General features: G+C 57.3%; 19 protein-coding genes. 12 read left to right on the forward strand and 7 right to left on the reverse strand.

Going from position 1 to position 22,584, the window contains the following annotated elements:
• The first annotated feature begins 17 nt into the window (after window positions 1–17).
• The 4 genes from EBB79_RS06395 (at window position 18) to EBB79_RS06410 (ending at window position 5,546) form a co-directional block, all read left to right on the forward strand.
• Window positions 18–1,838, forward strand: a complete 1,821-nt coding sequence (locus tag EBB79_RS06395) for an ABC transporter ATP-binding protein (protein ID WP_127748130.1) — start codon at window positions 18–20, stop codon at window positions 1,836–1,838.
• Window positions 1,839–1,841: 3 nt separating this feature from the next.
• On the forward strand, window positions 1,842–3,005 hold the full coding sequence (argE, locus tag EBB79_RS06400; RefSeq protein WP_127748131.1) for an acetylornithine deacetylase: 1,164 nt from the start codon (window positions 1,842–1,844) through the stop codon (window positions 3,003–3,005).
• 190 nt (window positions 3,006–3,195) lie between these two features.
• Entirely contained in the window at window positions 3,196–4,362 is a 1,167-nt protein-coding gene (locus EBB79_RS06405; protein WP_127748132.1) for a M20 aminoacylase family protein, read from the forward strand.
• Window positions 4,363–4,379: 17 nt separating this feature from the next.
• Window positions 4,380–5,546 carry a M20 aminoacylase family protein gene (locus tag EBB79_RS06410; protein WP_127748133.1) on the forward strand — a complete coding sequence of 389 codons (1,167 nt, stop codon included), beginning with the start codon at window positions 4,380–4,382 and terminating at the stop codon, window positions 5,544–5,546.
• Between the two features lie 644 nt (window positions 5,547–6,190).
• Here the strand turns inward: EBB79_RS06410 and EBB79_RS06415 are convergent.
• The 3 genes from EBB79_RS06415 to moaA are packed head-to-tail and all read right to left on the reverse strand — an operon-like array spanning window position 6,191 to window position 9,543.
• On the reverse strand, window positions 6,191–7,231 hold the full coding sequence (locus tag EBB79_RS06415) for a glycosyltransferase family 4 protein (protein WP_127748134.1): 1,041 nt from the start codon (window positions 7,229–7,231) through the stop codon (window positions 6,191–6,193).
• Entirely contained in the window at window positions 7,224–8,534 is a 1,311-nt protein-coding gene (locus EBB79_RS06420) for a 3-deoxy-D-manno-octulosonic acid transferase (RefSeq protein WP_127748135.1), read from the reverse strand. The genes EBB79_RS06415 and EBB79_RS06420 overlap by 8 nt, the downstream gene beginning before the upstream one ends.
• A 1-nt stretch (window position 8,535) precedes the next feature.
• Entirely contained in the window at window positions 8,536–9,543 is a 1,008-nt protein-coding gene (gene moaA, locus EBB79_RS06425; protein WP_127750903.1) for a GTP 3',8-cyclase MoaA, read from the reverse strand.
• A 91-nt stretch (window positions 9,544–9,634) separates the two neighbouring features.
• Here moaA and EBB79_RS06430 point away from each other — a divergent pair, with 91 nt between their 5' ends.
• Window positions 9,635–10,051, forward strand: a complete 417-nt coding sequence (locus EBB79_RS06430; RefSeq protein WP_127748136.1) for a hypothetical protein — start codon at window positions 9,635–9,637, stop codon at window positions 10,049–10,051.
• A 26-nt stretch (window positions 10,052–10,077) separates the two neighbouring features.
• Here EBB79_RS06430 and EBB79_RS06435 read toward each other — a convergent pair whose 3' ends face one another.
• The 3 genes from EBB79_RS06435 to glmU are packed head-to-tail and all read right to left on the reverse strand — an operon-like array spanning window position 10,078 to window position 13,921.
• Window positions 10,078–10,761 (reverse strand): DNA alkylation repair protein, encoded by a 684-nt coding sequence (locus EBB79_RS06435; protein WP_127748137.1) that lies wholly within the window; start codon window positions 10,759–10,761, stop codon window positions 10,078–10,080.
• Window positions 10,758–12,566: a glutamine--fructose-6-phosphate transaminase (isomerizing) gene (gene glmS, locus EBB79_RS06440; RefSeq protein ID WP_127748138.1), complete on the reverse strand. Its 1,809-nt coding sequence runs from the start codon at window positions 12,564–12,566 to the stop codon at window positions 10,758–10,760. Before glmS ends, EBB79_RS06435 begins: the two co-directional genes overlap by 4 nt.
• Window positions 12,566–13,921: a bifunctional UDP-N-acetylglucosamine diphosphorylase/glucosamine-1-phosphate N-acetyltransferase GlmU gene (glmU, locus tag EBB79_RS06445; protein WP_127748139.1), complete on the reverse strand. Its 1,356-nt coding sequence runs from the start codon at window positions 13,919–13,921 to the stop codon at window positions 12,566–12,568. The genes glmS and glmU overlap by 1 nt, the downstream gene beginning before the upstream one ends.
• 130 nt (window positions 13,922–14,051) lie before the next feature.
• On the opposite strand from glmU, the gene EBB79_RS06450 reads away from it, so the two are divergent.
• The 4 genes from EBB79_RS06450 (at window position 14,052) to EBB79_RS06465 (ending at window position 17,906) form a co-directional block, all read left to right on the forward strand.
• The gene (locus tag EBB79_RS06450) at window positions 14,052–14,714 is read left to right on the forward strand and encodes an HAD-IA family hydrolase (protein WP_127748140.1); all 663 of its coding nucleotides are present in this window, start codon (window positions 14,052–14,054) and stop codon (window positions 14,712–14,714) included.
• Window positions 14,715–14,792: 78 nt separating this feature from the next.
• Window positions 14,793–15,986, forward strand: coding sequence for a DegT/DnrJ/EryC1/StrS family aminotransferase (locus tag EBB79_RS06455; RefSeq protein ID WP_127748141.1), 1,194 nt, complete (start codon window positions 14,793–14,795; stop codon window positions 15,984–15,986).
• Window positions 15,987–16,248: 262 nt separating this feature from the next.
• Window positions 16,249–17,412 (forward strand): isovaleryl-CoA dehydrogenase, encoded by a 1,164-nt coding sequence (locus EBB79_RS06460; RefSeq protein ID WP_127748142.1) that lies wholly within the window; start codon window positions 16,249–16,251, stop codon window positions 17,410–17,412.
• A complete protein-coding gene (locus EBB79_RS06465; RefSeq protein WP_238705009.1) occupies window positions 17,409–17,906 on the forward strand; it encodes a lysozyme inhibitor LprI family protein in 498 nt (165 codons plus the stop codon). Before EBB79_RS06460 ends, EBB79_RS06465 begins: the two co-directional genes overlap by 4 nt.
• Window positions 17,907–18,023: 117 nt before the next feature.
• Here EBB79_RS06465 and EBB79_RS06470 read toward each other — a convergent pair whose 3' ends face one another.
• Window positions 18,024–18,626 carry an OmpW/AlkL family protein gene (locus EBB79_RS06470; RefSeq protein WP_127748143.1) on the reverse strand — a complete coding sequence of 201 codons (603 nt, stop codon included), beginning with the start codon at window positions 18,624–18,626 and terminating at the stop codon, window positions 18,024–18,026.
• 149 nt (window positions 18,627–18,775) lie between these two features.
• Here EBB79_RS06470 and EBB79_RS06475 point away from each other — a divergent pair, with 149 nt between their 5' ends.
• The 3 genes from EBB79_RS06475 to EBB79_RS06485 are packed head-to-tail and all read left to right on the forward strand — an operon-like array spanning window position 18,776 to window position 22,553.
• On the forward strand, window positions 18,776–20,305 hold the full coding sequence (locus EBB79_RS06475) for an AMP-binding protein (RefSeq protein ID WP_127748144.1): 1,530 nt from the start codon (window positions 18,776–18,778) through the stop codon (window positions 20,303–20,305).
• Window positions 20,302–20,952, forward strand: coding sequence for a lysozyme inhibitor LprI family protein (locus EBB79_RS06480; RefSeq protein WP_127748145.1), 651 nt, complete (start codon window positions 20,302–20,304; stop codon window positions 20,950–20,952). Before EBB79_RS06475 ends, EBB79_RS06480 begins: the two co-directional genes overlap by 4 nt.
• Window positions 20,949–22,553 (forward strand): carboxyl transferase domain-containing protein, encoded by a 1,605-nt coding sequence (locus tag EBB79_RS06485; RefSeq protein WP_127748146.1) that lies wholly within the window; start codon window positions 20,949–20,951, stop codon window positions 22,551–22,553. Before EBB79_RS06480 ends, EBB79_RS06485 begins: the two co-directional genes overlap by 4 nt.
• Window positions 22,554–22,584: the final 31 nt, after the last annotated feature.

Genomic DNA, 22,584 nt, shown 5'->3' on the forward strand with positions numbered 1-22,584 from the left:
ATCAAAGGAGTGCCTGGGTGCTTGACCAACCGATTGCGCAAATTAAGGGGCTCCGTGTCGAATTCCAAACCAAGGATGGACCTGTGGTCGGAGTCGAGGACGTCTCCTTTGATGTCAACCCGGGCGAAACTGTCTGTGTGGTGGGCGAATCCGGTTCTGGAAAGTCGGTGTCGTCGCTGTCGCTGATGCGGCTGGTTGAATTCGGCGGAGGTGAGATTGCGGGTGGTGCACTGATGTTCAACCGCCGTGACGGTGACACCATTGATCTGGCGAATACCATGCAAGATCAAATGAAAGAGATTCGCGGCGACGAGATCGGGATGATCTTTCAGGAGCCAATGACGGCATTGAACCCGGTTTTCACTGTGGGTCGCCAGTTGACCGAAGGTTTGCGGGTTCACAAGGGACTGAACAAGGCGCAAGCCGAAGAACGCGCACTTGAATTGCTGCGCCAAGTGCGCATCCCTGAGCCTGAGCGGCGGTTGGGGCAGTACCCGCATGAATTATCTGGTGGCATGCGCCAGCGGGTGGTGATCGCAATGGCAATGGCTTGCGAGCCACGGCTGTTGATCGCAGATGAGCCAACGACGGCGCTGGACGTGACCATTCAGGCCGAGATTCTGGCGCTGATGGACCGGCTGAAACGCGAAACCGGCACGGCAGTGATGTTTATCACTCATGACATGGCAGTTGTCGCACAGATGGCAGACCGTGTGGTGGTTATGTTCCGGGGCAACAAGGTCGAAGAAGGCACGGTCGAAGAGATCTTTGAAAACCCACAACATGATTACACCAAGGCACTGCTGGCGGCAGTGCCCAAACTGGGTGAGATGCGGGGCAAGGCCTATCCTGAACCAATGAAGTTGCTGGGGGTCGAAAGTCAGAACCTTGATCCGATTAAGGGCACTGACGAGGTGCTGTTGAAGGTCGAAAATCTGACCACTCGGTTTGATGTCAAAGGCGGCTTTTTGCGGCGGAACGTGGCGCAGGTCCACGCAGTGGAAGATGTCTCGTTTTCCATCAACAAAGGGCAGACTTTATCGCTGGTTGGTGAATCGGGCTGCGGAAAGTCGACGACAGGCCGCGCTGTTTTGCGTTTGGTTGACCCGCATTCCGGGACTGTGGGCTTTGAAGGACGTGATGTGCTGAAATTCGATCAGCGCGAGATGCACAAAGTCCGTCAGGACATGCAGATGATCTTTCAGGATCCGTTTGCTTCGCTGAATCCACAGATGATGTTAATGGATCAGGTTGCTGAACCGATGCGTAACTATGGTCTGGCCAGCGGATCCGAGTTGCAGGATCGCGTCGCAGGCTTGTTTGACCGGGTGCAGCTGCCGCGTAACTTTATGCGCCGCTACCCTCACGAACTGTCCGGTGGTCAGCGCCAGCGGATTGCAATTGCCCGTGCACTGGCCCTGAATCCCAAGCTGATCATTGCGGACGAGGCGGTGTCGGCGCTGGATGTGTCGGTGCAGGCGCAAGTGCTGAATCTGATGATGGAACTGCAGTCTGATCTGGGGATCAGTTTCTTGTTCATCAGCCATGATATGGCGGTGGTCGAACGGGTCTCGCATCAGGTTGGGGTCATGTATCTGGGACGAATCGTCGAGATGGGGCCGCGCGCGCAAGTGTTTGAAAACCCACAGCACGCCTATACCCAAGCCTTGATGAAAGCGGTTCCGATTGCAGATCCGCGCCAGCGCAAATCTGAGAAAGACCTGAACTTTAAATCGATCCCGTCCCCGATCCATAATCTGGACTATAAGCCCGAGCCCTCGGAATACCTTGAAATCACGCCGGGCCACTTCGTGCTGACCACCGATAGCGGATACTAAATCATGACTGAAATTTTGACACCGTTCGAGATTATGCAGAAGCTGATCTCGTTTCCGTCGGTGAGCAGTGACACGAACCTGCCGCTGGTCGATTGGGTCGAGGGCTATCTTGCCTCGCATGGAATCATCAGCCACCGCTTCATGGCCCCTGACGAGCCTAAGGCGGCGTTGTTTGCCCATGTTGGGCCGCAAGTTGAAGGCGCGATTGTGCTGTCAGGGCACACGGATGTTGTGCCCGTCGAGGGCCAGGCCTGGGACAGCGATCCATTTACCGTGATCGAACGGGACGGCAAATACTATGGTCGTGGCACCTGCGACATGAAAGGCTTTGACGCGCTGGCCATTTGGGCTCTGGTCGAGGCCCATAACAAGGGCGTCAGCAGGCCGCTGCAATTGGCACTTAGCTATGACGAGGAAGTCGGCTGTATTGGTGCGCCCCTGATGATCGAAGCGATGCAGGGTGTCGTGCCCAAAGGATCAGCGGTGATTGTCGGCGAGCCTTCGATGATGAAGGCCGTGACCGGGCACAAAGGGTGCTATGGCTGTGTGACGCATGTGCATGGGTTCGAGGTCCATAGCTCGTTGGTGCATACCGGAGTCAGCGCCATTATGCAGGCAGCTACGTTGGTTGAATGGACCAATACGCGCAACGCTGAAAACATGGCAGGTGATCGTGATGCGATTTCCGCGATGTTTGTGCCCCCCTGGACCACTTTGCATGTGGGAGAGATCGAAGGCGGGACGGCAATGAATATCACCGCCAAGGATTGCCGGTTCAGTCTGGATATTCGGGTGCTTCCGGGTGAAAGCTCGGTGGAATGGCACAAAACTTACATGCAGCAGGTGCAAGCCGTCGAGGCCAGGATGCAGGCCATTCACCCCGACACCAGAATTGAAGTCGAAATGGTATCTGATGTACCGGGCCTGAAGCCAGAGAAAGACGGCGAAGCCGAAGCGCTGGCGCGGGCAATCACAGGTGACAATGGCAACCATGTGGTCAGCTATGGGACCGAAGCCGGGCAATTCCAGCAGGCGGGGTATTCGGCTGTGGTCTGTGGTCCGGGTGACATTGCACAGGCACATCAGCCCAACGAATACGTCACTGTCGCTCAGTTCAATGCTGGACACGCGTTCATGCAGCGGTTGGTGCAGGGGCTGATGAGCTAAAACCCTGATAGTCTGTGATGACTATATTTTCTTCAATGCAAACAGGCTTTTCGCTGGGGTCGGCGGAGAGCAAATCAGGTGCAATTAGGGTCGTTATACGACCGTATAATTTCTTTGTACTTTGGCTCCTTGAGATACTTGATAAGGCAACTTATTTATTTGACAGTGCGTCAAGCAGTGGGAGATGGATATGCCGATCAAGAACAGTTTCGCCGATATGCACAGTGAGATCACTGGTTGGCGTCGCCATTTGCATGAGAATCCGGAATTACTTTTTGACGTTCACCAGACCGCGGCATTTGTGGTGGAGCGCCTAAAGGAGTTTGGTGTCACCGACATTACGACAGGGGTTGGCCGTACTGGGGTTGTGGCAACGATCAAGGGCAAAACCGACACCAGTGGTCGGGTGATCGGTCTGCGCGCCGACATGGATGCCTTGCCCATTCATGAAGCGACCGGGCTGGACTATGCCTCTAAAATCGAGGGCAAGATGCATGCCTGTGGCCATGACGGTCATACTGCAATGTTGTTGGGGGCTGCCAAGTATCTGGCCGAAACCCGCAATTTTGATGGTACGGTTGCCCTGATTTTTCAGCCCGCTGAAGAGGGCGGCGCTGGCGGACGGGAAATGTGCGAAGACGGGATGATGGACCGTTGGGGCATTCAGGAAATTTACGGAATGCACAATATGCCTGGGATGCCAGTGGGCGAGTTTTTCATTCGCCCCGGAGCCCTTCTGGCGTCTTCTGACGACTTTGAGATTATTGTCACAGGCAAGGGTGGCCATGCCGCCACGCCACATGAGGCCGTGGATACCACTCTGGTGGCCTGTCAAATCGTTGTCACGCTACAGTCCATCGTGGCGCGCAATGTGGACCCGATCAAGCGGGTGGTTCTGACTGTTGGTACCTTTGAAACTGACAGCACCGCATCAAACGTTATTGCGCATCAGGTCCGTATGAAAGGCACAGTCCGTACATTGGACCCTGAGTACCGCGCCGTGGCCGAAGAGCGGGTGCGCCGTGTTGCCGAAGACACGGCCTCTGCCTTTGGGGCGCAGGCACATGTTGAGTGGGATGCTGGGTATCCCACCACGATTAACACGCCGGACGAAACAGTGTATGCGGCGGATGCGGCGCGGGCGGTGTCTGGCAGTGTCAATGACAACACCGACCCGATCATGCCCTCTGAGGACTTTTCCTATATGCTGGAAGAGCGTCCTGGAGCTTATATTTTTGTCGGCAATGGCGACACCGCAATGTGCCACCACCCGGCCTATAATTTTGACGACGACACGATTCCTGCTGGCTGTAGCTGGTTTGCCGAATTGGTCGAACGACGAATGCCCGCAGTTTAAATAAGGAAGACTTAATAATGCCCGTTAAGAATCGTTTTGCTGAGTTGCAGTCGGAAATCACTGAATGGCGACGTGATATCCACGAGAATCCTGAAATCCTGTTTGAAACTCATCGCACAAGTGCTCTGGTCGCTGAAAAACTGAAAGAGTTCGGTTGTGATGAGATCGTAACGGGCATTGGTCGCACCGGAGTGGTGGGGGTTATCAAAGGGAAGAGCGACAGCACCGGTAAAGTGATCGGTCTGCGCGCGGACATGGACGCACTGCCGATCCTGGAGGCCACCGGGCTGGATTATGCCAGCAAAACGGACGGGGCGATGCATGCCTGTGGCCACGACGGCCACACCGCAATGTTGCTTGGGGCGGCCAAATATCTGTCCGAGACCCGCAATTTTGATGGCACCGTGGTGGTGATTTTCCAACCTGCGGAAGAAGGCGGCGGTGGTGGCCGGGAAATGTGCGAAGATGGCATGATGGACCGCTGGAACATCCAAGAGGTCTACGGCATGCACAACTGGCCGGGCAAACCGGTTGGGTCCTTCGGCATCCGTGCGGGGGCGTTCTTTGCCGCGACAGATCAGTTCGACATTACCCTTGAGGGGCTTGGTGGTCACGCCGCCATGCCGCAGAAGACTGTTGATACCACAGTGATGGCGGCGCAGGCTGTTATGGCGCTACAGACCATTGCCAGCCGCAATGCCGATCCGGTGGATCAGGTCGTTGTGTCGGTGACCTCGTTTCAAACGTCGTCGAATGCGTTCAACGTGATCCCGCAGACAGTGCAGATGAAGGGCACCGTACGCACCATGAGCGGTGAGATGCGCGATCTGGCGGAAAAGCGGATCAACGAGATCTGCGCAGGCGTTGCCGCCACCTTTGGTGGGGCAGCGGATGTCAATTACATTCGGGGTTATCCGGCGATGGTCAATCATGAGGAACAGACCGAGTTTGCAGCTGACGTGGCCCGCAAAGTGTCCGGCGATTGCGAACACGCGGATTTGGTGATGGGCGGCGAAGACTTTGCCTTTATGCTGGAAGAGCGCCCCGGCGCCTATATTCTTGTTGGCAACGGCGATACTGCAGCCGTGCATCATCCTGAGTATAATTTCAACGATGAGGCCATTCCTGCCGGCTGTAGCTGGTGGGCCGAGATCGTTGAACAGCGCATGCCGTCCACCATCTGATCGATTTCGTGCGATCAGTTTAAGGGGCCGGTAACGGCCCCTTTTTCATTTCACCAACGATTTGCGCCTCTTGGACTGGTCCTACTTGAGGCGATCAAAACTCGTCGCGACCACTGTACAGCTGGTGAAACCTTGTGGCAGGTTTGTTAGACATTGTGCCTTAGCGGCCTCAACAGCGCCGGCTTGGGTGTCGTATCCCCAGGCGTCTGTAGCAGCTACTTTGTTGCCAGGGTTCGAGCAAGGTATATCAACTCTTTGGGTTGCTGTCGGGACGGCTATGGCAGAATAGCCTTCCGTGCGACTGGCCCACGCGATGAGCGACCCTTTTGAATAGTCGCAAGTATTGGCAGGTATACGAAGAACCCGATCTGCCACCTGAGCAGACGATGAGATCGGTACAACAACTGTCAAAGAAGTTATACAGGTTGCAATTATTAAACGAGCAATCATGAGAAGTCTCCACCGCATTGGTCAAAATTCAATTAAGTTAGATTTAACAAGACTAGCTTTTTTTTGTTGAAAGTCCACTGGCGAGGAGAGCGTCAGGTTTCGTGAAGCCTGACTTGGCATTTCCATTGCCTTTGTCCGGAGATATTTCAGGCCAGATGAAAGGGATTTGGTTGGGGACCTGATCGTGTTCGGAATTAGCTGCGCCACAGATCCTGGTAGACGGATTCTATTCCGGCGGATTCTGAGGCGGCGCTGAAACCATGAAGGGCAATGTCACGGGCTGCTTGGCTCATCCGGGCGTGACGAAGTGGATCATTCAGGATTGACAATGCGGCCTCGGTGGCCTGATCTGCGGCGCCAACGGACACTGTGGTTCCGGCATTGCCTTGTGCTGAAAAGGCCTCGTAATAGCCAGCTTTCGTTCCGACAAAAGGCACGCCGCTGGCCATGCCTTCGAGGGGAACCATACCGTAGCCCTCATAGCGGGGCAGTTGCAGGACCAGAGATAATCCACGCATCAGTTGGGGCAGTTTGGCGGCTGGGATCTCGCCGGGGAACAGGATGCGGTCAGACAGGCCGGCCGCTGCGACGCGGGCATGGAGGCTGGTCAGGAATTTCTGGTGTTCACGTCCGGCGCGCCCAATGACAAGGGCTCGGGCCTGGGGGAATTTTGGCAGCAGGTTCGCCATGGTTTCGACGAAGACTTCGGTGCCTTTTTCGGGTCGGATGCGGCCGATTGTGGCGAGGCCGATGTCACCTCCGTAACCCAGTTCTGCCCAAGCGGAAGCACGATTTTGGGCGGGAGTGAAAAGATCGGTATCGACACCATGCGGGACCACGGCGCGCACTTTGGCAACATAGCGCGCAGCAATGTCTGTGGTGGCGACAATCGCATCCATTTGTCGGATCAGCCATCGGGGATAGGTGGAATGCAACCGCTGTGCAGCCGAGGTGAAGACGATGCGGATCGGCAGTTTCAGGACGTCTCGTGACCAGATGGCTGCGCGCATTTCCGGGTTGCGGCGGACGTGCCAGATGGCGAAGTCACGGCCCTGGGGGGGCTGTTTGCACAGAAGCCGGGCCTGGGTCAGGGTGATCGGGTCGGGGCAGCCGGGCAGAGGATAGCCGACCAGGTGCAGATCATGATGTTTGATCTGTTGGCGGATAACATTGGCGGCCGTGGCTGAAACCCCGGTGAAATTTTTGTTGAAATTGGTGACAAACAGCTCAGCCATGGTCAGGCTCCAGATCCAGTTGCTGGATCAGCGTCTCAACCAGCCCGTCCAGCACTGCGGATTGTTGGGTTGCAAAGGCAGCAGCGGCCTGGCGTGCCTGTAACAATGTCTCGGGCTGGGTCAGCCACCGTGCAACCGCTTGGCCGAGCTGGGCCGCATCATGCACTTCTACAGCGCCCTTTGCCGCGATCATCGGCGGAAAGGTTTCCGGGAAATTGTGATAGCCGGGACCGGTGATGATGGCCGCGCCGGCGCGGGCGACCTCAAACGGGTTGTGGCCGCCGATGGGTTCAAGAGAACCACCAAGGAAAACGATGGGCGACAGAGCATACCAGCTGCCAAGTTCACCCATGGTGTCAGCCAGGTAAACTTGGGTTTCGTCTGTTGGCAATTCATGCTTGCTGCGCCGGGCGCAGGTCAATCCGGCATTGGCAATCAGATCCGCCACTTCGTCGCTGCGCTCGGGGTGGCGGGGCACCAGCAAAAGACACAGATCGGGGTGTTGTTGCAGCAAAGTTTTGTGGGCGGTGAGCACGGGCTGCTCCTCGCCGATATGGGTGGAACTGGCTACCCAGGTGGGACGCGTGGCCAAAGCATTGCGTAGCTGTGCCAATGCCGTGTCGTCAATGGGAAGAGGATCGGCGCCGGCCTTGAGGTTGCCGCCGTCGCGGACCCGATCTGCGGCGGCCCCCAGTTCAAGCAGGCTGTCCGAGATATGCTGGTTCTGGGTCAGGAACAGGGAAAACTGCGCCATGATAAACCGGGCTGTTGGCGCTTTTGCGCGCCAGCGCGCTACTGACCGGTCCGACAGGCGAGCATTGACCAGCGCCAGTTTTGCACCCGTGGCCCGGGTTGAGACCAGGGTGACGGGCCACAGCTCACTCTCGACAAAGACAGCAGCGGTGGGACGCCAGTGCGACAGGAACCGGCGTACCGGACCAGCCGCATCCAGCGGGGCGAATTGATGTCGGCAACGTGGCGGCATCCGTTTGGCCACAACCTGTTGCGCAGTGGCTGTACCCGAGGTCAGCAGGAACTGGGCCTTTGGCAGCTGTTCACCCAGGCGGTTGATCAGGGTCAGAGCCGCCAGGCTTTCGCCGACCGAGGCGCCGTGAAACCAGATTACCTGTCCATCGTTACGTGGCAGCGAGGCGTGCCCCAGCCGTTCACGCTGTCGGTGTGTCGACACACCTTGGGCGGCCAGTTTGGCCGCGACTTTGCGATAAGCAAAGGGCGAGAGCAGCGCTGTAACGCAGCGATATGTATAATAAAGCAGCGTTGGGCCGCCGCCTGTGGGTGTCATTTCAACCGCCGGTGTGGCTCATGTGGCGCGACATCTGTCCGTCGGCCCGCTGGCGCGAATAATCAAAGTCGTGGCCCTTGGGTTTCAGGCCAATAGCGGCGCGGATTGCCTGTTCCAGCGCCTCGTCAGTGTCGGGGTGTTGTCGCATCGCCGGACGCAGGTCCTGCATGCCTTCCTGACCCAGACAGGTATAGAGCTCGCCGGTACAGGTCAGACGCACCCGGTTGCAGCTTTCGCAGAAATTGTGGCTCATCGGGGTGATGAAGCCGATTTTCTGCCCTGTCTGTTCCAGACGTACGTATCGTGCCGGTCCGCCTGTCGATTCGGCCAGATCGGTAACCTGGTAATGATCCTCATAGGCTTTGCGTACGTCCTTGAGCGACCAATATTGCCCGAACCGGTCTTCGTTGCCCAGATCGCCCATCGGCATGACCTCGATCCAGGTCAGGTCCATGTTACGCTCTGCGCACCATTCGGTAATGGTCGGCAGTTCGTCTTCGTTGAAGCCCTTTAGGGCGACCGCGTTGATCTTGATCTTCAGACCGGCCTTTTGCGCCGCATCAATGCCGCGCATCACCTGGGGCAGGCGGCCCCAGCGGGTGATGTCGGCGAATTTTTGCTCGTCGATAGTGTCCATCGAGATGTTGATCCGGCGCACGCCTGCGTCAAACAGGTCCTGGGCGTATTTTTCCAATTGCGAGCCATTGGTGGTCAGGGTCAGCTCAGCAAGGGCCCCACTCTCCAGGTGCCGGGTCATCGATTGGAAGAAGGTCATGATGCCGCGGCGCACCAGGGGTTCACCACCTGTAATGCGCAGTTTCTTGACACCCATGTTCACAAAAGAGGAACACATACGGTCCAACTCTTCCAGTGTCAGCAGTTCCTTCTTCGGAAGGAACGTCATGTTTTCGGACATGCAATAAACGCAGCGGAAATCGCAGCGGTCAGTGACCGAGAGCCGAAGGTAGGTGATGGCGCGGGCGAATGGATCGATAAGTGGAGCTGTCATGAAACCTAGGTAAGGCGGGGTTTGGCCTGCGGCAAGGCAAATGTGGGTGAACTGGTTGGCAAAGGGTGATTTGACAGGGTAGAGTCGGCTCATGCGAAATCAACTTATCATACTCTCCACTGCCGCTCTGTCCGCCTGTAATCTGCTTCCACTGGGTTCGGGGGGGGCTGATCCTGTGTTACCTGCGCCAGCAACTGTTGCTACGGCGCCTTTAGATGATGCGACGACCTCACCACAGGAGGACAGCATTCCTGGGTTTACCGGGACAGCCAGCACCATTGCGGGGTTGGGCGACCCAACCGTGCCGGGCCTGTGGATGGAAACACCGTTGGTAACCACTGATCAGATGGCAGTCGTGCGCAGTGCTAAGGGCACGCAGGTTACCCTGACACTGCGGCCAATCCCAGGCGAGGCAAGTGCGGGAAGCCGGTTGTCCATTGACGCCATGCGGGCCCTGGGGGCCCCACTGACTGAATTGGTTGAGCTAAAGGTCTCGGCAGCGTCCTAGTGCTGGGCGCTACCGAGAGAGATTTGTCAGGCCAGATACTTGGCCGCTTCTTTGCGGGCGAAGTTTTTCAAGTGCTCGCCATGCTCTGCCAAAAACACCTGCACCCGCTGTGCATCGTGTTTGGAGAGATCGCGCAGCCACCAGGCGACGGATTTCTGGATGAACCATTTCTGGTCCAGCGCATAGGTGGCAACCCAGCCCAGAATGCGCTCGCGGCAAGCTAGTTCTTCGGGTTTTGGGTTGTTCTGTTTGGTCCAAGGCAGGGTGGCGACCAAAGCTGCACGCCGTGTCCACAGGTTTTCGGATGTGGTCCAGGTTTCAACCGTGTCGAGCCGGGACGGATCAGCGATCAGGCGCTTTTGGATCGCGGCGCAGGCATGATCGGCCATTGCCCAGCTGTCAAAATCGGGCACCCAGCTTTGCAGGACGTCCCAAACCGCATCATCAGGGCGGATGCGCGCCTGTGTCAGCAGCTTGGTGGCCGCCAACCGTGCCTCGAATATGTCGGTCTGCCAGAGGCCATCAGCCACCTCGACGCGTTCGTCCACTGTCATCTCCTGACGCCATTCCTTGGTCAGGTCGTTGACCTGCGGATTGGTCAGGCCCAAGTATTCACGCTTGATCTTGTGGTAGCTGGACATGCCTGCCGCACGTTCGGCATTGGCCAGGGCGCGCAATTGTCCAAGGAATAGGAAATGTGTGTCGCTCATTCTACTGTCACCGATTTGGCCAGATTACGGGGTTGGTCCACATCAGTACCTTTGGCAACCGCTGTGTGATAGGCCAATAGTTGCGCAGGGATCGCATAAAGAATCGGTGCCAAGGCATTTGGGACTTGCGGCATGGTTATGACCTCGGACGTCCCTTCGCCAGATATTCTGGCGCCTTCTGCATCCGTTATCAGCACCACTCGACCGCCTCGTGCCATGACTTCTTGCATGTTGGAAATGGTCTTTTCAAAAAGCACGTCACGCGGCGCCAATACTACAACCGGTACGGTGTCTTCGATCAGCGCAATTGGTCCATGTTTTAACTCGCCGCTCGCGTATCCCTCGGCATGAATATAGCTGAGCTCTTTTAGTTTCAGAGCGCCCTCAAGAGCTAGGGGGTAAAGATGGCCACGACCCAGGAAGATGATGTCCCTGGCAGTCGCAAGTTCCCGGGACGTCGCAGTGATTTCATCTTCGAGCATCAATGTCTGATGGATCAGCCCAGGTATCGCACGCAGGTCGCTGGGCAAGCCTTCTGGCAATGCAATCCCCCGTTGCTGGGCAGCCTGCAAGGCCATGATCAACAAGATTGTCAATTGGCAGGTGAAGGCCTTGGTTGAGGCAACCGAGATCTCGGGGCCGGCGTACAGCGGTAGCACAACGTCACTTTCGCGTGCGATCGAGCTTTCAGAGACATTGACCAAACCTACAATTTGATCTGCTTTGCCGGTCATGTATCGCAGCGCGGCCAAGGTGTCGGCAGTTTCACCGGATTGGCTGGCAAACAGGGCGAGCGTGCGATCGGATACTGGCGGTTCACGGTAGCGGAATTCAGAGGCTACATCGACTTCGACAGGCATCTTGGCGATCTGCTCAAACCAGTATTTGCCGACCATGCAGGCGTAGTAGCCCGTACCGCAAGCGACCATGGTCAGGCGGTCGATCTTGGTAAAGTCCAGCTCATCCGGCAGCGTGATGTCATCTGTCTCGGACAGATAGGCATGCAGGGTTCGATCAATGGCCATCGGTTGTTCTGCAATTTCTTTAGCCATGAAGTGTTTGTGGCCATCTTTGTCCACACGGGTCGAATCCAGTTGAATCCTGCGCTTTTCTCGGTTGGTTTGGTTGCCGTTGATATCCCAGATCTGCAGGCTGGTGCGGGTCAGAACGGCAAAGTCACCCTCTTCGAGATAAGTGATTTGATCCGTAAGAGGGGCCAGCGCAAAGGCATCTGAGCCCACATACATTTCACCGTCTCCGTGGCCGATAGCCAGCGGTGATCCCTTGCGGGCGGCAATCATCAGATTGTCTTCACCGTCAAAGAGAAACGCCAGCGCAAAGGCCCCATCAAGCCGTTCAACAGTTTTTCGCGCAGCCTCGGCAGAGGTGTGCCCCGCGGCTTTGTAGTGCTGACACAGCAATGCAACGGTTTCGGTATCCGTTTCGGTGTCAAAGGACATGCCCTGCACAGCCAGCTCTTCGCGCAGTTCCTTAAAGTTCTCGATGATCCCGTTGTGGACGACTGATACAGAGCCTGCCAAATGAGGGTGGGCATTGCTGACGGAGGGTGCACCGTGGGTGGCCCAACGGGTATGTCCGATGCCGGATTTTCCGGCCAGTGGTTCGTGCACCAGCAAATCGCTTAGATTGACCAGTTTGCCAACAGCGCGACGGCGATCCAACACTTTGTTATTTATGGTTGCGATACCTGCGCTGTCATATCCGCGATATTCCAGACGTTTCAGGGCCTCGACCAGAATGGGTGCAACTTCGTGCGTGCCCAGTATTCCGACAATTCCACACATTAGGTTTTTTCCCCATCGCGGCGGGCCTTTTTGGCGCGCAGAATATCCATCAGTTTCTGGGCTCGGCCCGGTTTGTTGACCTGCGGCGTACGCGCAATGGCCAGTGTACCGTCTTCGACGTTCTTGGTGACAACCGCGCCCGTTGCCGTCATCGCCTCGTTGCCGATTTTGACCGGGGCGACTAACATGGTGTTCGAGCCAATAAAGGCGTTGGCGCCAATCTCGGTGTGGTGCTTCATCACGCCGTCATAGTTGCAGGTGATGGTGCCTGCACCGATGTTGGTGTTCTTACCGACCGAGGCATCACCGATGTAGCTGAGGTGATTGACCTTGGCGCCCTCGGCGATTTCAGCGTTTTTGATTTCAACGAAATTGCCCACATGGGTGTTCTCGGCCAGTTCGGCACCGGGGCGCAGGCGGGCATAAGGGCCGACCTTGGCACCACGGCTGACGTGGCAGCCTTCGAGGTGAGAAAAGGCACGGATCAAGGCGCCACTTTCCACGGTCACACCGGGGCCAAATACCACGTTGGGTTCGATAACTGTGTCACGCCCGATGAAGGTATCCAGCGAAAAATAGACGGTTTCCGGGGCCATCAACGTAACGCCCAGCTCCAGCAGTTCGGCGCGGGCGCGGCATTGAAACACGGCATCCGCTCGGGCCAGATCCGCGCGCGAGTTCACGCCCAGAGTTTCGGCCTCGTCACAGGCAACGGCGGTGACACTGCAGCCTTGGGCGCGGGCGAGTTCAACTATATCGGTTAAGTAGTATTCGCCTGAGGCGTTCTTATTGCCAACTTTGGAAATCAACTCAAACAGCAGCGATGCGTCGCAGGCCATTAGACCAGAATTACAAAACGTTATGTCGCGTTCTTCTTCGTCGGCATCTTTGTATTCAACGATGCGTTCCAAATTGTCGCCATCCATCACCAGACGGCCATAGCGCCCTGGGTCGGCTGCTTGGAAGCCTAGTATCACCAAGTCCGCGTTGGCACGGGCCGCGATCATGCGTTCTAGCGTATCGGGCTGTAAAAAGGGGGTGTCGCCATACAGTACGACAACATCGCCCTGGAAGCCGTCCAGTGCGGCGCGAGCCTGATCAACGGCATGGGCGGTGCCCAGTTGTTCGGTCTGCAACACCACCTGCGCGGACTCGTCGATATCTGCCACGGCGGCCGTGACGGCGTCTGCCTCGTGGCCAGCGACGATAACTGTCTGGTCCGGATCCAGCGCACTGCCCGCGCGCATGGCGTGGGCCAGCATCGGGGCCTGGGCGATGGGATGAAGGACCTTGGGCAGGTCAGAGTTCATCCGCGTGCCTTTGCCTGCGGCCAGGATGATCAGGGCGGTGCTCATATGGCTTTTCTCTTTGTTTTCTTGTTTAACCCGTTCTATCTGCTGCGAGGCTCGGTGCAAGCCATCTCGGCATCAAACAAAATTGCGGGTTGCAATATCATATGGCGAAAATACGCCGAAAGGGGCGAGAATGCGAACGGTGATTTTTGATCTGGACGGGACTTTGGCCGATACCTCGGGTGATTTGCTGGCTGCGGCCAATAGCTGCTTTCGTCAGATGGGTCTAGGAGATGTTCTGAATCGACCCGAAGACGCTGCCGTTGCCCTGCGGGGTGGGCGCGCGATGCTGACCCATGGGCTGAAGCGTGAGCAGCATTTTGATGCGGTAATAGTAGATGAATATTATCCTGTACTTCTTGATGCATACAGAGAGTCGATAGCATTGCATACAGTGCTTTATCCAGGCGCAATGGCCGCCGTTGAGGCGCTTAAGTATGCTGGATACGGTGTTGGAATCTGTACGAATAAACCCGAAGCCCTTGCGGAATTGTTGTTAACGAAACTTAATGTGCGCGGTGCGTTTGCATCGCTCATAGGGGCCGATACCCTGCCAGTGCGCAAGCCGAACCCGGAACCCCTGCGGGAGGCGGCGCGGCGTGCGGGAGGTGATCCCGCTCGGACGATTTTGATTGGCGATAGTGATACCGACCGCAACACGGCGGCTGCGGCCGGAGTGCCGTCTGTGTTGGTGACTTTTGGTCCCTCGGGCGAGGACATGGCGGCCTTGAACCCAGAAGGTTTGCTGGATGATTTTGCGGACCTGCCAGACATGGTGGCGCAGCTTATCGGTTGATTGTTTACCGGTCGGGTTGTGACGCCTTAGTTGTTTCAACCCCTTGACGATCATCCAGTTGCGGCTCAAGAACGCAAAATGAACGAGATTTTTTCAGGTAGCTTCACCCAGCAAGAGCCACTTTCCGAGGCCGCAATTGCGGCGGCGTTAGCGGTTATGCGCCACGGACGGTTGCACCGCTATAACGTCGAGCCAGGCGAACTGGGCGAGGCGGCGCTGCTGGAGCAAGAGTTCGCGGCGCAAATGGGGGCGAGGTATTGCCTTGCGGTGGCTTCGGGCGGCTATGCGCTGGCCACAGCCATGCGCGCGGTAGGGGTCACCGCTGGCGACGCTGTGTTGACCAATGCCTTTACTCTAGCACCTGTGCCGGGCGCGATTGCCTCGCTTGGCGCGAAACCGGTATTCGTGGATGTGACCGAGGATTTGGTTATTGATCTGGATGATCTGGCTGCCAAGGCCGGGCAAGCGCGGGTTTTGATGCTAAGCCACATGCGCGGCCACCTGTGTGACATGGATCGGCTGATGCAGATTTGCGATGCGGCGGGCATTACGGTGATCGAGGATTGCGCCCATACCATGGGAGCCTCGTGGAACGGCGTTGCCTCAGGGCGGCACGGCGCGATTGGCTGCTATTCCTGTCAGACTTACAAGCACGTGAATTCGGGCGAGGGCGGTTTGCTGATCACCGACGATGAAGACATCGCTGCGCGAGCGATCATGCTGTCTGGATCATATATGTTGTTTGAGCGCCATCTGGCGGCACCCGATCCGGCAGTGTTTGACCGCATCAAATACGACACTCCCAATATCTCCGGCCGAATGGATAATTTGCGGGCTGCCATCCTGCGACCGCAACTTACTGATCTGGCGACCCAGGTTGAGCGCTGGAATACGCGGTATCGCTGCATCGAGGCGGGTCTGCAGAATACGCCGGGCTTGCAGGTGATCCACCGGCCTGAGGCCGAAGTCTATGTCGGCTCTTCGATCCAGTTTCTGTTGCTCGATTGGGCCGCAGACAAGGTGCAGGATGTCATTCGCCGCTGTGGCGCGCGCGGCGTCGAGCTGAAGTGGTTTGGGGGCGCCGAGCCTGTTGCTTTCACCTCACGCTATGACAGTTGGCGTTATGCCAGCCAGCAAAACCTACCGCAAAGCGACCGTATTCTGGCTGGCATCGTCGATATGCGGGTGCCGCTGACGTTCAGCCTTGAGGATTGCGCGCTGATCGCCCGTATCATCCGGGCCGAAACCAGTGCGGTCTTTCAAAGTAAATAACGCCTGAACATCGGTTTGATTAGGCGCCGTTAAAGCGGCGGCTGGTCACATTTCGACAGTTTTCATGGACTGACCTGAATGACCCGGCGGTTGTTCGGCGGTGTGCGTGCGCGCAGTTAGCGGGTATTCCATGCGAATAATTACAACTAACCTTTGATTTGAACAGGGTTTGGTTTGTTGCGGTTGACGCGAATCGAGTCCTGTTCTACTAAATGAACAAGTGTTCAGATAATGTGAGATTATCCCTGGGAGGGAGCCCGCAATGTTCAATGCAAGTATGCAATTCGATCTAGGTGACGACGTGAATGCCCTGCGCGATATGGTGCATCGCTGGGCGCAGGATCGGGTCAAGCCGATGGCGCAGCAAATTGATCAGAGCAACGTGTTTCCCACCGAGCTCTGGAAGGAAATGGGTGATCTGGGATTGCTGGGGGTCACGGTCCCCGAGGTGTTTGGCGGCGCGGGCATGTCCTATCTGGCGCATACCATCGCGGTGGAGGAGGTGGCCCGGGCCAGTGCCTCGGTGGCGCTGTCTTACGGGGCGCATTCAAACCTGTGCGTCAACCAGATCAAACTGAACGGAAGCGATGCGCAGCGGGCAAAATACCTGCCGGGACTGGTGTCTGGCGACCATGTTGGCGCCTTGGCCATGTCCGAAGCCGGGGCCGGGTCTGATGTGGTGTCGATGACCTTGCGGGCGGAAAAGCGGAACGATCATTATCGGCTGAACGGCAACAAATACTGGATCACCAATGGCCCAGACGCTGACACGCTGGTGGTCTATGCCAAGACCGATCCAGACGCGGGCTCAAAAGGCATCACCGCCTTTATCGTTGAAAAAGAAATGGCAGGATTTTCGACCTCGCCGCATTTTGACAAGCTGGGCATGCGCGGGTCAAACACCGCCGAGCTGATCTTTGATGACGTCCAAGTGCCATTTGAGAACGTGTTGGGCGAAGAGGGGCGCGGAGTTGCTGTGCTGATGTCGGGACTGGATTATGAACGCGTGGTATTGGCCGGTATTGGCACTGGTATCATCGCCTCCTGTATGGACGAAATGATGCCCTATCTGGCCGAGCGTAAACAGTTTGGTAAGCCTATCGGTTCTTTCCAGCTGATGCAGGGCAAGATAGCAGACATGTATACAGCGATGAATTCTGCGCGTGCCTATGTCTATGAGGTTGCCAAAGCCTGTGATCGGGGAACGGTGACCCGGCAGGACGCGGCGGCCTGCTGTCTGTACGCCTCTGAGCAGGCGATGGTGCAGGCGCATCAGGCGGTGCAGGCGCTGGGCGGGGCGGGATATCTGTCCGACAATCCGGTGGGCCGCATTTTCCGCGATGCCAAGCTGATGGAGATCGGCGCTGGAACATCTGAAATTCGCCGCATGCTGATTGGACGCGAGTTGATGGGGGCAATGTCGTGAAGAGATACCTCGCGGTAGCCCTGTTTCTGGGAACATCCGTTTCGGCCCAGGATATAGTCTATTCACATGAGGCAACGGATACCTGCGCAATGCAGGCAGACTCGATTGATGATAGAAGGCAGTGCATCGGGATGTCGGCCAATGCCTGCATGGAAGCCTCTCCGGAAGGATTTACAACCATTGGCATGATGCAGTGCATCGACAGCGAGCGGGAGTACTGGGATGGGCAGTTGAACCAGACTTACAAACTGCTGAAGGATGCCTACAAACCGCAGGATGCCGAGCTGGATAAGATGGAGTCATCTGCGCCGCGCATGGGGCCAGCCTTGCGCGATATGCAACGCTCCTGGATTGCCTATCGCGATGCAACCTGTGACTTCGAGCAGTCGCAATGGGGTGGAGGCAGTGGCGGCGGTCCTGCTGTTTTGTCCTGTTTGCTCAGACTGACCGCGTTTCAGTCGATCTTTCTGCTGCAGACCTGGTCTGGCGAATAGCACGGCCACAGTCGCGATGCTGGTGAAAACAAAAGGCCCACGCAACCGAGAGAGACTGCGCGGGCAAAATGCTGAGATGATGAACCAAGGGAGCGTCATCACATTGGATACAAAGGATCAGAACTGGTGCACGTAGCTCAGGCCAATCACGATGGGGTCTATCTCGGCGGTACCAATGGACACGCCATCCAGGGTGGCGTTGCTGTCAATGTCCATATAGCGCACATTCAAGCGCATCGCGCCACGATCCGACACCTGCCAGTCCGCGCCAGCCTGAACAGCATATCCCCAGCTGTCTTCCAGAGCCAGAACGCCCAATGCCGAGGACTCTTCAAAGAATGTGGTGTAGTTCAGGCCAACCCCGAAAAAGGGTTTGATTTTGCCGTTGGTGGGCACGTGATAGTTGACAGACAAGGTCGGCGGCAGCTGCCGTGTGGTACCCGCAAAGGCCCCGCCAATGGTAATGTCATGCTCGAACGGAGTGGCCGCCAACAATTCAATGCCAAGATTGTCACGGATGAAATACTCGACAGTAAGCGACAGTTGGGTGTCGTCGCCGATGGAGGTGGCGCTACCTGCCAGGATACCATTGTCGGACTTGGGATTGACGTTGGCGACGCCGACCCCAAAGGTCCAGTCGCCCTGGGATTGGGCGATTGCGGGCGCGGCAAGGGCAGTACATGCGGCGGTTACGGCCAGGGCCGCTATGGTGCGTTTCATGGGGAATTAGCCTTTTCTTCTGTATCCGCACAGAGGGTGCCAGAAAAGGCAGAAATGAACCCTGACATAGATCAAGTTCCTGCTGTCTTGCCCTTTGAAAATGCAGTGAAAAATAACATACCCGGTATGCACTGGAGGCATGGTTAGAGATGACTGAAATATACAGGCATTCGGGGCTAAAGCCGGATGGCAGCTGGGATCTTCCTGATCGGCTGAACATGGCGGCGCAGGCCTTGGCGCACCCGGCCGGGCAGCTGGCGGTGATTGATCTGACCGGTCCGCAGCGGGTGGATGTGTCTTATGGTGAATTGGCGCAGATGGTGGACGCTCTTGCACGTTATTTGCTGACCCGTATTCAGCCGGGTGATCGCGTCGGTGTTTTGCTCAGCCAATCGGTCGGCTGTGCGGCGGCGCATCTGGCCATCTGGAAAGTTGGCGCCATTTCGGTGCCGCTGTTCAAATTGTTCAAAAGTGACGCTCTGGCCAGTCGTGCGGGTGATGCCGGGGTGCAGTTTGTCTTCACTGATGTTGAGGGCGCCGATCTGCTGGGCGATCTGGCGGAACCGGTGATGGTTGATCAGGCTGGGCTGGCTGGTGATGTCGTTGGCTTTGCCGAGACCGCGCCCGATACCCCAGCCGTGCTGATCTACACATCCGGCACCACGGGCAGCCCTAAAGGCGCGTTGCATGGTCACCGGGTGTTAACAGGGCATTTGCCGGGTGTTGCGATCAGCCATGACCACCTTGGCCAACCCGGTGATTGCCTGTGGACGCCGGCCGACTGGGCCTGGATTGGCGGCTTGTTTGATGTCGCGATGCCGGGACTGGCGCTGGGCGTGCCCGTGGTGGCGGCACGGTTGGACAAGTTCACCCCCGAGGCCTGCGCCAATGTGATCGCGCGTGGCGATGTCCGCAACGTGTTTTTCCCTCCCACCGCCTTGCGCATGCTCAAGGCGGCCGGGCAGGGGCTCAGCGGTCTGCGCTCGGTTGCCTCGGGCGGAGAGCCCCTGGGCGCGGAGATGCTCGCCTGGGGCAAGCGGTGTCTTGGCGTGAGTATCAACGAATTCTATGGCCAGACTGAATGCAATATGGTCGCGTCTTCCTGTGGCGCGGATTTCGCACCGCGCCCCGGCTGTATCGGTAAGGGGGTACCGGGGCATGACCTTGCGGTTCTGGACGGCGACGGAGTGCCTTGTCATGACGAAGGTGATGTCGCAGTGCGCCGTGGATCCGCCCCGATGATGCTGAAATACTGGAACCGCCCTGACGAGACCGCTGCCAAGTTCAATGGGGAATGGTTGATCACAGGCGATCGCGGTATTTGGGAGGGCGACTATCTGCGCTTTGTTGGGCGCGAGGATGATGTGATCACCTCCTCTGGCTATCGTATCGGCCCGGCTGAGATAGAAGACTGTTTGATGACACATCCGGCGGTAGCCACGGTGGGGGTGGTGGGCAAGCCGGACCCGCTGCGCACCGAGATCGTCAAGGCCTATGTGGTGTTGAAACCCGGCCAAGCGGCCAGCGAGAAAGAGTTGCAAGATCACGTTAAAGAGCGCCTGGCCCAGTACTCCTATCCGCGCGAGGTGGAATTTCTAGAGGCGTTGCCCATGACCGTCACCGGCAAAGTGATCCGTAGGGAACTGAAGGCCCGGGCTGGGGGAGAGACCGGGCAATGAAACACGCACGCGTCCTCACTTTTGGTGCACTTCTATTTGGCTGGGCTCTCGCTGTGCAAGTTAATGCACAAGTCACAATCTCCGGTGAAACCACTCCAGAAGACGAAGGCGGCTTTACATTCAATAGTGGCCTCATTGAAAGCTGCATGACAGAAGCCCGAGACAATCTGGGAAGTGAAGGCTACCGGCGGGCAATCCCCGATGCCGTCCACGATTGTATTGGTCTGGGCGCTGCAGATTGTATGGACCAGACGGATTACTCTACCTATGGAATGGGGCAGTGTCTTGGGCTTGAGGCTGCGTATTGGGCTGCGCGCTTGGATTACGTCTACGCGGATCTAGAGATCTGGGCCGACACGATGCACGCGCATGTCCCTGCCGATCACTATGCAATTGAGCGAACAGCGCCTAAGACCCTGAAGCGAATGAAAGCCGAGGGGAATAGGTTTCGCCGGGCATCATGTCAGTTCCAGGCAAGCACCTATTGGGGAGGCACCGCCGCTGGGCCAGCTAGGGGGGCTTGCAAATTGAGCAGGACAGCTGAACAGGCACTAAAATTGGAAAATCAATTACGTGGCATTTGTGGATCCCAGATTGGAGATGGAATTCGCGAAATATGCAAAACCCGCGAGGTAACACATCAATGAAACTCAAGTCCAAAACGCTGCCTTCATCCGAAGGCTTCAAAGCAAACCGCGCCGCGCATCTCGACGCGTTGGCACAGATCTCTGAAGCTGCGGAGGCGGCCCGTATGGGCGGTGGCGAACGCTCGCGCGCCCGTCACGAAGGACGGGGTAAGATGCTGCCGCGCCGCCGGGTGGCCAATCTGCTTGATCCTGGCTCGCCGTTTCTGGAGATCGGCGCCACTGCGGCGCATGACATGTACGGCAATGCCGCCCCCGGTGCGGGTTTGATCGCAGGCATTGGCCGGGTGCAGGGGCAGGATGTCATGGTGGTCTGCAATGATGCCACGGTAAAGGGCGGCACCTATTTCCCGATGACGGTGAAAAAGCATCTGCGCGCGCAGGAAATCGCCGAGGAAAACCATCTGCCCTGCATCTATCTGGTCGACAGTGGCGGTGCCAACTTGCCGCAACAGGACGAGGTGTTCCCGGACCGCGATCACTTTGGCCGGATTTTCTACAATCAGGCGAGGATGTCGGGTAAGGGCATTGCGCAAATTGCCGTTGTCATGGGCAGCTGTACGGCGGGCGGCGCTTATGTGCCCGCAATGTCGGATGTCACGATTATCGTGCGTGAGCAGGGCACCATCTTCCTTGCCGGTCCACCACTGCTTAAAGCCGCCACCGGTGAGATTGTCAGCGCCGAGGATCTGGGCGGCGGCGACGTCCACACCCGGCTTTCTGGGGTGGCCGATTATCTGGCCGAGGACGATGCCCATGCGCTGGCGCTGGCACGGCGGGCGGTTCTGTCGCTGAACCTGCGCAAACCTTTGACGGTTAATTGGCAAAGTCCTGAAGAGCCCGCCTATGACCCGGACGAAATTCTTGGGGTGGTGCCAGGCGATCTGCGCACGCCCTATGATATCCGTGAGGTGATCGCCCGTTTGGTCGACGGCTCGCGCTTTGATGAGTTCAAACCGCGCTTTGGTGAAACCCTGGTCACCGGCTTTGCGCATCTAAAGGGCTGCCCGATTGGTATTGTGGCCAACAATGGCGTGCTGTTTTCCGAAGCCGCGCAAAAAGGCGCGCATTTTGTCGAGCTGTGCTCGCAGCGTAAAATTCCGCTGGTGTTCTTGCAAAACATCACTGGATTCATGGTCGGGCGCAAATACGAAAACGAGGGCATAGCGCGTCATGGCGCCAAGATGGTGACTGCGGTGGCCTCGACCAATGTACCCAAGATTACAATGCTGGTTGGCGGCTCCTTTGGGGCAGGCAACTACGGCATGGCGGGGCGTGCCTATCAGCCGCGGTTCCTGTGGACCTGGCCGAACTCTCGCATTTCCGTAATGGGTGGTGAACAGGCCGCAGGCGTGCTGGCCACCGTCAAGCGCGATGGCATCGAGCGCAATGGTGGCAGTTGGAGCGCCGAGGAAGAGGCTGCGTTCAAACAGCCCACTATTGATATGTTCGAAGAACAGGGTCATCCGCTCTATGCCTCGGCACGCCTGTGGGATGACGGTATCATCGATCCGCGCAAAAGCCGAGATGTGTTGTCCTTGTCCCTCAGCGCGGCGCTCAATGCGCCAATCGAGGACACACGTTTTGGCGTGTTCCGGATGTGAGCCTGATGTTTCTCCTTTTTTTAAATACTCT

It is taken from the genome of Parasedimentitalea marina, assembly GCF_004006175.1.
Classification (GTDB): Bacteria; Pseudomonadota; Alphaproteobacteria; order Rhodobacterales; family Rhodobacteraceae; genus Parasedimentitalea; species Parasedimentitalea marina.

Bases quoted from the DNA above. Each gene is read 5' to 3' on its own strand.
- glmU (WP_127748139.1), bottom strand. From the start codon at position 13,921: ATGAGCACCGCCCTGATCATCCTGGCCGCAGGCAAAGGCACGCGGATG.
- argE (WP_127748131.1), top strand. From the start codon at position 1,842: ATGACTGAAATTTTGACACCGTTCGAGATTATGCAGAAGCTGATCTCG.
- EBB79_RS06475 (WP_127748144.1), top strand. From the start codon at position 18,776: ATGACTGAAATATACAGGCATTCGGGGCTAAAGCCGGATGGCAGCTGG.
- EBB79_RS06455 (WP_127748141.1), top strand. From the start codon at position 14,793: ATGAACGAGATTTTTTCAGGTAGCTTCACCCAGCAAGAGCCACTTTCC.
- EBB79_RS06470 (WP_127748143.1), bottom strand. From the start codon at position 18,626: ATGAAACGCACCATAGCGGCCCTGGCCGTAACCGCCGCATGTACTGCC.
- EBB79_RS06485 (WP_127748146.1), top strand. From the start codon at position 20,949: ATGAAACTCAAGTCCAAAACGCTGCCTTCATCCGAAGGCTTCAAAGCA.
- moaA (WP_127750903.1), bottom strand. From the start codon at position 9,543: ATGACAGCTCCACTTATCGATCCATTCGCCCGCGCCATCACCTACCTT.
- EBB79_RS06415 (WP_127748134.1), bottom strand. From the start codon at position 7,231: ATGGCTGAGCTGTTTGTCACCAATTTCAACAAAAATTTCACCGGGGTT.
- glmS (WP_127748138.1), bottom strand. From the start codon at position 12,566: ATGTGTGGAATTGTCGGAATACTGGGCACGCACGAAGTTGCACCCATT.
- EBB79_RS06435 (WP_127748137.1), bottom strand. From the start codon at position 10,761: ATGAGCGACACACATTTCCTATTCCTTGGACAATTGCGCGCCCTGGCC.
- EBB79_RS06430 (WP_127748136.1), top strand. From the start codon at position 9,635: ATGCGAAATCAACTTATCATACTCTCCACTGCCGCTCTGTCCGCCTGT.
- EBB79_RS06450 (WP_127748140.1), top strand. From the start codon at position 14,052: ATGCGAACGGTGATTTTTGATCTGGACGGGACTTTGGCCGATACCTCG.
- EBB79_RS06420 (WP_127748135.1), bottom strand. From the start codon at position 8,534: ATGACACCCACAGGCGGCGGCCCAACGCTGCTTTATTATACATATCGC.
- EBB79_RS06410 (WP_127748133.1), top strand. From the start codon at position 4,380: ATGCCCGTTAAGAATCGTTTTGCTGAGTTGCAGTCGGAAATCACTGAA.
- EBB79_RS06460 (WP_127748142.1), top strand. From the start codon at position 16,249: ATGTTCAATGCAAGTATGCAATTCGATCTAGGTGACGACGTGAATGCC.
- EBB79_RS06480 (WP_127748145.1), top strand. From the start codon at position 20,302: ATGAAACACGCACGCGTCCTCACTTTTGGTGCACTTCTATTTGGCTGG.
- EBB79_RS06405 (WP_127748132.1), top strand. From the start codon at position 3,196: ATGCCGATCAAGAACAGTTTCGCCGATATGCACAGTGAGATCACTGGT.